8 protein-coding genes are annotated in these 7652 nt (G+C 30.2%); 3 read left to right on the top strand and 5 right to left on the bottom strand.

The features are described from left to right. Positions 1-750: RNA-guided endonuclease InsQ/TnpB family protein (locus tag BMX60_RS07220; protein WP_143055909.1), on the bottom strand; the 750-nt coding region annotated here is incomplete at its 3' end. Between the two features lie 57 nt (positions 751-807). Between BMX60_RS07220 and BMX60_RS07215 the strand changes: the two genes are divergently transcribed. After that, positions 808-1020, top strand: a complete 213-nt coding sequence (locus tag BMX60_RS07215; RefSeq protein ID WP_091350770.1) for a cation transporter dimerization domain-containing protein — start codon at positions 808-810, stop codon at positions 1018-1020. A 23-nt stretch (positions 1021-1043) separates the two neighbouring features. On the opposite strand, the gene BMX60_RS07210 is transcribed toward BMX60_RS07215, so the two are convergent. Both BMX60_RS07210 and BMX60_RS07205 read right to left on the bottom strand, forming a co-directional pair. After that, positions 1044-1952: an ABC transporter ATP-binding protein gene (locus BMX60_RS07210; protein WP_177159737.1), complete on the bottom strand. Its 909-nt coding sequence runs from the start codon at positions 1950-1952 to the stop codon at positions 1044-1046. A gap of 1 nt (position 1953) precedes the next feature. Next, positions 1954-4554 (bottom strand): ABC transporter permease subunit, encoded by a 2601-nt coding sequence (locus BMX60_RS07205; RefSeq protein ID WP_177159736.1) that lies wholly within the window; start codon positions 4552-4554, stop codon positions 1954-1956. Positions 4555-4798: 244 nt separating this feature from the next. Here BMX60_RS07205 and BMX60_RS07200 point away from each other — a divergent pair, with 244 nt between their 5' ends. Both BMX60_RS07200 and BMX60_RS07195 read left to right on the top strand, forming a co-directional pair. Continuing rightward, complete coding sequence (locus BMX60_RS07200) at positions 4799-6199, top strand: MATE family efflux transporter (protein WP_091350764.1); 1401 nt, start codon at positions 4799-4801, stop codon at positions 6197-6199. Then, complete coding sequence (locus BMX60_RS07195; protein WP_177159735.1) at positions 6189-6620, top strand: MarR family winged helix-turn-helix transcriptional regulator; 432 nt, start codon at positions 6189-6191, stop codon at positions 6618-6620. The genes BMX60_RS07200 and BMX60_RS07195 overlap by 11 nt, the downstream gene beginning before the upstream one ends. 10 nt (positions 6621-6630) lie before the next feature. On the opposite strand, the gene BMX60_RS07190 is transcribed toward BMX60_RS07195, so the two are convergent. After that, the gene (locus BMX60_RS07190; RefSeq protein ID WP_091350761.1) at positions 6631-6954 is read right to left on the bottom strand and encodes a hypothetical protein; all 324 of its coding nucleotides are present in this window, start codon (positions 6952-6954) and stop codon (positions 6631-6633) included. Positions 6955-6996: 42 nt separating this feature from the next. After that, positions 6997-7638, bottom strand: a complete 642-nt coding sequence (gene pcp, locus BMX60_RS07185) for a pyroglutamyl-peptidase I (RefSeq protein ID WP_091350759.1) — start codon at positions 7636-7638, stop codon at positions 6997-6999. Positions 7639-7652 lie beyond the last annotated feature (14 nt).

Genomic DNA, 7652 nt, shown 5'->3' with positions numbered 1-7652 from the left:
AGTTAATTTATTCATTTTTTTGGTGTAATCAAGTTTATTCATTCTTTTTGCTATTTGACGATAATGGCTTATTTTTTTGTTGTAGTATTGATTTATTGATTTTAGACCCTTACCATTTAGTATTATAGGTTCTACTCCTACATTGTTACCTATGGTTACAAAGTTATCTAAACCAATATCAATACTAATAAACCTGCCATTATCTTTTCTTGTTTCAGGAATTTCTATTTGATAAACTACTTCAATAACAATATGATTGTTTCTTGGTAGTATCCTAACTTGTTGCAAATTATCTACTTTTGTCTTTAATGTTAAACCATTAAACCCTTTAGGAAAAATTATTTTTTTGTCCTTTAATTTGCAATTTTGACTTGTTAAAACCAACACATTCCTGCCATTTTTAGGTAAGTATTTAGGTAGTTTAGGTCTGCCGGTATATTTTTCTTTGTGCTTATTCCAATCTTTAATAGCTTTAAAAAAGGACTTCCAATTTTTATCTAATAATTTTAATGTTTGTTGGGCTGATTGTGCTGTTGGCATATTTCTGTAATCATTATCCATTCCTTCTTGTTTTAATAGTTTGTCCATTTGATTATAAGAGATATATTTGCCTTCTTTACAAAATTTTTGCCTTATTTGATAATTTGCAAAGTTATAGATGTTTTTGGATTTAAAACAATATTCATCTAACATTTGGTAATATGGATTTTTAGGATATATTATATGTTTTTCAACACGATTGGCTTTCATTTTATCTATTCACCCCCTTTTCTTCAAGCACCTCTTTTATCTTTTTTACTTTAATTTATTCCACCTATCATTGACTACCATCATTTGAGAACACGGCGGGTAGGTAATCATCGCTATGTTGACTTTCACATCCTTTTACCCGATGATTATTCATTACAACTGGCCCATACTATAGCTGACAACTTGGAAGTGGAATTACAAAAAAGTATCCCAAACCTTAAAACAACCATTCACATAGAACCAGAAAGTCATTTCCATAAAAATATTTAGTTCTAATTGAGGGTACTTTAATTTTAAACTTTTCCGTAAAGGGCAATATACCTTTTCTCTGCCCCTACAATTTCCTTTCTAATATTTGTTATTTCATCTACTTCACCGATTAGTTTAATTATTTTATTTAAACTAATCTCTTTTGTTTTTACGGCAATTTCCCTTTCATTTAATGTGGTGATTTTATCTTCAAAATTATCCTTATTAAATTCACAGTTGCTAATAAAATCTAGTAAATAACTTTTGGTTTTCTTTGAGTCATTGACAGTAAAGTAGTATATATCCTCTTGGTACTTGGAAATATCCTCTTCAATAAATTTTCCATCTTTAATAAATACAATATGGGATGTCATCTGATCAACTTCTGCTAAATTATGGGATGATAATAGTATTGTCGTTCCTTTATCTTTTAAATTTAATAATATTTCCCTCACCTTTATAATTGTAGTGGGATCCAGCCCATTAAATGGTTCATCTAAAACTAAAAACTCAGGTTCATTCAAAATTGCCATAGTAAATAATAACTGTTGTTTCATCCCTAGAGAATATTCTTTCACCTTTTTATTGATAAACCCTTTAATTCCAACTAGTTCTACTGCCTTTCTTATTAACTCTTTTGATAATTTATGGGTTTCACAGACAAATTTTAAATGATCTAAACCTGTTAAATAACCATATAAAACTGTATTATCTATCATATAGGAGTATTTTTGATAAATAGTTATATCTTTATTGGATTTCCCTAAAATTTCTACTTTTCCTGAATCTCCATTTAAAATATTAGCAATTACGTTTAAAAAAGTTGACTTACCGCTTCCATTAGGACCAACTAAAGCCACAATTTCTCCTTGTCTTATTTCAAGGGAAACATCATTTAATACTTGGTGTCTACCATAGGATTTAGATAGATTTTTTACTTTCAATACCAACAAATTAACCCCTCCCCCATTGTTTGTTAAATTCTCTATATCCCCAATACACAAAAAGGGTAAACCAAACCGTTAAAACAAATATTCCTAAAAAACTATTTAAAAAGTTGAGATTGAAAATCATGCTAGCAATTCCTGTAGCAACTAAAGGTTGATCTAGCCAAATAAAAGGCAATAAAATACTATACCTTCTTAGAATATATCGGGAAAGAAAAAATCCCATTGCAAAAACTAAAATTGTTACTAAACTTACCAAGAATTTATTTTTAATCTTAAGGGATAAAAGGGTAGCAAAGGCTATTATTACTAACCCTGTTAAAGCAAATAAGACAACTAGCTCCCAATTTTGTTCACTCATATTCCTAAAAGTAATGCCCATTAGTTTATTAGCATCCCTAGCTGAAATTTTTCTTCCTCTATTTTCTATCAATAACCGTCTATTTAATGTAATCCCTTCATAATTTTCGTCAATTTGATTTATATATTGTACCGCTGGAAAATTACCTTCAACTGGACTACCAGCAATTTTAAGAGTTATAAACAATCCCCCTAAAATAATACCTATCATCACTAAAAAAGCGATAATTTGAGCAAAGATTTTACCAAAATAAATTCTTTTTTTGTTAATCGGTTGAATATTTAGCAAAAACATAGTGTTAGTATCATGGGTTTCATCACTAAATCCCCAAAAAAATGAGATAGCAAAAACTACTAATAATAAAATACTAATTTTATTTTTAAATAAACTGTTTATAATGTAAGTAATAGATGGTTGTACTATATCAAATTCTAGCTTATTTGTTAAACTAATTTCATTGGCAAAAGGTGAGTTAGTTGCTACCCAAAATAACAATCCATTAGATAAAATCGGTTGTACCTTTCTTTCCTTTATTTCATCTAACTTTTCCAGAAAAACTGCCCTAGCTTGTAAGGGATAGCCTCCCCTCATAATATCTGAATGAGTTATTAAAAAATATTTTTGCATTTCTACCATTTCATCTATATCCCTATTTAAGAAAGCATTTGCTGCCCTTATATTGTTATTATATTCTCTAATATATTTCTCTTTGCTCCTTAGTAAGCCTTCTACTATCTCCCGTTCTAAATTGTTATCTTCTAACCTTCTTTCTGTTTCTTCTATAAATGCAGCATACTGCAAAGCCTGAGAATTATAAAAGACTCTTTCGTTATCTATCAACTTCTCATAGCTATTAACCATCATTAGACCGTATCCCAAAACAAATATAAATACTAGGAAGTAAGGAATAGTAGTAGTTTTTCTCTTAAAAATCTTTAATAACTCAAATCGAAAATATGGCAAAGGATAGTTTTTCTGTTTTTCTATTTTCTTTAAACTTTCTTCTCCATCTTTTATTTTAAAGGTTAGGCTAAAATTTTGAATTAAAGTAACCTTGCTAAGATGACAAGTTAAAAATAGTAATGCAATAGAATAAAACACCATTATTCCAAGGAGAATTAGTGGACTTTTATCTAAACCTAAAATTAATCTTTCAAATTGTTGATAAGTAAAGGGATTCATATAGTTAATAGGTTTTACCTCAGGTATTTCTCCAATAATAGGTAACCCTTGCAATAGTAAACTATAGTCTTTCCACTCTCTTGGAACAGTCATAGCCCCTAAAATAGTTATAAATATTGTGCATACAGCTACGATAGAAGTTTCTTTAAATATTGTAGTTAGTAATGCTATACAAGAGATTATAAATAAAATATAAAGAATATAATAAAGAATCCCTAAACTTAAGTATTCACCAATACTTACTCCAACCTTTTCTAAACTATAATATTTTTGAAGGGGATAAGCCATTGAACCAAAACCATCTCCAAATAATAGAGCAAAAAGATAGGTAAAGATCATTGTTGAAAATAAAAGCAATAACACGAGAATAAAAGAAGTGATAATTTTAGCTACCAAAATATTTTTCCTTTTAACTGGCTGAATTAAGCGAAGCTTTTCCCCTCCACTAGTTTTTTCTCCCGAAAAAATATCTACTAAGATAAAAATCAGTAGAATGATCAATATATTACCAAAGATCGTATCTATAAGATTTTTTAGTAGGTTTGCTCCTGAGAGTGAAAAATTAGGATCTTCATAGGGTAACCCTTTATCTACTAATTCTTGAAAAAAAGCTTTTTCTAAATTTAACCTTTCAATATCTCCTCTATATAAGTGAAAAAACTGTCTTCCATTGGCATTAATTTGTCTATCTTCTGAATACTTTTCGTATGCTTCATAGAAGGCTAACATCTGTTTCGGTATCTCATATCTAAATTTATGCCTATTATCACGGTATTGTTCAAATTTACGGATACTATTTTCCATTTCTGTGAACAGAACCATATGCCTTCTTATTTCATGGGGTGTTAATCCTGCATCAGTCATTAATTTTTGATAAGTATTACGGGATTCACTTATTTCTAAACTAATTTCAAAAATTCTATTAAATAAATCTACTCCATACCAGTTCATATTGATATAGTTCCAACAAAAATTTAAGGATGAAATCATCAAACTTACTAATATAATAACTAATATTTTTTTATTCTTTAATACTTTCTTCAGTTCAAACAGCAAATTAGGCACAACAATCCCCCCTTCTTAATACCCATATTTTAAATGACTCCTTTATAAAGGATAGATTTATTAGTCTACTACTATTAATTAAATTATATTATTTTAAAAAAAATTATCAATAAATTTAATAAAAAAAATAATAATAAAATTCTATATTAATATTTTTATTGACTATAGAACTTTTTTATCTTAAAATATTTCTATAGTAGAAATATTTTAAGATAAAGTGTATCAACTTAGGAGGCGTTATTTTATGAAAGATTTAACACAAGGTAATATCCCCAAACAAATTTTTTACTTTACTTTACCTATGCTGATAGGCAATGTTTTTCAACAATTATATAATACCGTTGATAGTATTGTAATAGGAAAGTTTGAAGGTACTGAAGCTTTAGCAGCTGTAGGTTCAAGCTTCCCTATTATATTCTTGCTTGTGGCACTCCTTATGGGAATTACCATGGGTGCAACTATCTTGGTTTCCCAATACTTTGGAGCTAAAGATTTCCGAATGGTTAAAAAAACAGTTACTACTACTTATATTTTTTTGTTTTTTGCTTCCTTATTAACTACTATTATAGGATTAACCTTTAGTTCAAATATCCTCCTATTCCTAAATACTCCTCCATCAGTACTTCCTTTAGCCCAAACTTATTTAAATATCATGTTCATAGGAATGGTATCAATGTTTGGCTATAATGCCATAAGTGCTATTTTAAGGGGAGTAGGCGATTCAAAGACCCCATTAATATTTTTAATCATCTCTTCTGTTATCAATATCCTTTTAGACTTACTTTTCGTCGGTGTTTTCCGTTGGGGAGTTGCCGGTGTAGCTTGGGCAACTATAATTGCTCAAACCTCTTCCTTTATCTTTGGCCTATATTACCTAAGAAAGAATAACTCAATTTTATATGTTAGCTTAAAAGACCTAACCTTTGATAAAGGGATATTTGCCAAATCATTGAAAATAGGAATTCCCACAGGGATCCAGCAAACTTTATTTTCACTGGGGATGTTAGCTGTACAAAGGATGGTCAATTCCTTCGGTGAAATTACAATGGCAGCCTATACAGCGGCAGGCCGGATTGATTCCTTTGCTATTATGCCTTTTATGAATTTTGGAACTGCAATTTCTACCTTTGTAGGTCAAAATATAGGGGCTAATAAGCTCCATCGGGTTAAAAAAGGTTACCTTACCACTGTTTTAATGACTACCGTTACAGCAGCTTTTGTAACAATAACCCTTTACTTTTTAGGTGAACCCCTTATTAAATTATTTGATTCTAACCCCGATGTAATTAACATAGGCTTAAGGAAAATTCGGATAGTCTCAACCTTTTACATCCTCATCGGTATCATGTTCGTAACTTTAGGGGTGATCCGGGGTGCTGGCGATGCCTTTGTACCAATGATAATTAGTATATTAACTCTATGGCTCATTAGAATTCCTGTAGCTTCATTGTTAATACCTTATTTAGGTTCCGATGGAATTTGGTGGTCTTTCCCAATAGGTTGGGCTGTAGGCATAGTCCTCAGCTTGGGATACTACAGTACTGGTAGGTGGAAAAATAAAGCTGTTATCAAACATAAACCACTGGTAGAGGTTGATGAAGATGATTCGGAATTTAAAATGGAAGTGGCTACTAATGCAAGATAAAAAATTAGCTCAAGAATTATTCCATTTTCTAATAAAAACCAAAAAATATGCTAAAAAAAAGTTTTTTCTCCCCTCCCACTGTCCATTAACGGAAACTCAATTTAAAACTTTAATCATTTTAAAAAATAATCCTAATATCACTTTAAGATCACTAAGTTCTGAACTAAATGTATCAAATTCCAGTTTAAGTATTATGTTAAACAAGTTAGTGGAAGATGGCTGGGTAGATAGAATTTATACCAAAGAAGATAGAAGGCTAACCCTTTTTAAGTTAACACCTAAAGGAAAAAATTTTGTAGAATCATTAATAGGTGAAAAAATCGAGGAATTCAATAAAGATCTAGAAATTTTGTCGGAAAAAGAAAAAGAGGAACTAAAAAGTTCCATCAAAAACTTAGAAAAAATATTTTCAAAGTTGTAGTGCAAATTTTCTAAAAGAGAGGATTAAAGGTTATGTCTTTTACTTTAAGCCATTTTAACCACAACAATAGTCTTTCCTCTATTTTCTTAGACAAATCTTCTCCACCTTTAGAATAAATATAATCTACATTACCGATATTTAAATTACTGACAGTGGCAATTCCTAACCCTTTTATTTCATCTTCTTCTACCAACATTACTATCCTCATACTCCCCCAGCGGGCTTTTTCTAAAAGCCCCTTTTTTATCCCCTCAAATCTCTCTAATAGAATTTCTTCTAAAAATGGAAAGATATCCTCTAATAGTTCTTCATTTCCTTCTATAAGGTTTAGCATAATTTTCACTCCTAACTTTATATCGTTATAAACTATCATCAACTAACATATTGTCCCTTCAGCAATCTTTTTATCCTCTTTGTTATTTATGGCAGCCTTTATAGCTAATGCTAACCCTTTAGAAATCATTTCTAAACTCATATAAGGTGTGTTTGCCCTTGTTAACACTTGTTCAGGTAAAAATGGAACGTGGATAAACCCACCCCTTATATCTGGATATTTTTTATTTATTAAGTACAATAACCCATACATTAAGTGATTACAGACATAGGTTCCCGCTGTATTTGAAATAGAAGCCGGAATATTGGCCTTCCTTATTTCTTCAACCATAGCTTTGATAGGTAAATTGGAAAAATAAGCATTTTCTCCGTCAGCAAATATCTTTTCATCAACAGGTTTATTACCATCATTATCCGGTATCCTGGCATCATCTATGTTTATCGCTACTCTTTCAACAGTTATATCATATCTTCCTCCTGCCTGCCCAACAAGTATTACTATTTCTGGTTGATAGAGATTAATAAGTTTTTCAAGTTCATTTATCGACCTTTTAAAAACTACAGGGATAACTCCTTTAATTATTTCAGCACCATCAATATTATCTTCTAACAGCTTAACTGCTTCATAAGAAGGATTTAACTTTTCTCCTCCAAAGGGCTCAAAGCCTGTAACAAGAACTTTCATAAAATCACCTCAAA

The organism is Anaerobranca gottschalkii DSM 13577 (genome assembly GCF_900111575.1).
In the GTDB taxonomy this organism is placed as follows: Bacteria; Bacillota; Proteinivoracia; order Proteinivoracales; family Proteinivoracaceae; genus Anaerobranca; species Anaerobranca gottschalkii.
This window is presented reverse-complemented; position numbering and strand designations above follow the sequence as displayed.

What these genes read in the sequence shown, in the direction of transcription:
- BMX60_RS07200 (WP_091350764.1), top strand. Translation starts at nt 4,799, where the DNA reads ATGAAAGATTTAACACAAGGTAATATCCCCAAACAAATTTTTTACTTT.
- BMX60_RS07195 (WP_177159735.1), top strand. Translation starts at nt 6,189, where the DNA reads ATGCAAGATAAAAAATTAGCTCAAGAATTATTCCATTTTCTAATAAAA.
- BMX60_RS07190 (WP_091350761.1), bottom strand. Translation starts at nt 6,954, where the DNA reads ATGCTAAACCTTATAGAAGGAAATGAAGAACTATTAGAGGATATCTTT.
- pcp (WP_091350759.1), bottom strand. Translation starts at nt 7,638, where the DNA reads ATGAAAGTTCTTGTTACAGGCTTTGAGCCCTTTGGAGGAGAAAAGTTA.